Below are 243 nucleotides of genomic sequence, written 5' to 3'. Positions count from 1 at the left end.
GCAGCTGGGTCCGAAGAACTACGCCGGCCGCGGCTGGTCGGCGGTGCCGATCGCGATCACGGTGGAGGGCGCCAACATCATGACGCGCAGCCTGATGATCTTCGGCCAGGGCGCGATCCGCTGCCATCCGTACGTGCTGAAGGAAATGCAGGCGCTGTCGATCGCCGATCGCGGCGAGCAGCTGAAGACGTTCGACCGGCTGCTGTTCGGCCACATCGGCTTCGGCATCTCCAACGCGGTGCG

Annotated in this window: 1 protein-coding gene; it reads left to right on the top strand. The window is 66.7% G+C overall.

Annotation, left to right across the window (positions count from 1 at the left end; translation table 11 throughout):
- Nucleotides 1-243 (top strand): acyl-CoA dehydrogenase domain-containing protein (locus tag UUA_RS04340; protein WP_008434593.1); only part of this gene is annotated, 243 nt, incomplete at both ends.

Source organism: Rhodanobacter thiooxydans LCS2 (assembly GCF_000264375.1).
GTDB lineage: Bacteria > Pseudomonadota > Gammaproteobacteria > Xanthomonadales > Rhodanobacteraceae > Rhodanobacter > Rhodanobacter thiooxydans.
The sequence above is the reverse complement of the archived record's forward strand: the minus strand, read 5'-3'. Positions and strand labels throughout refer to the sequence as shown.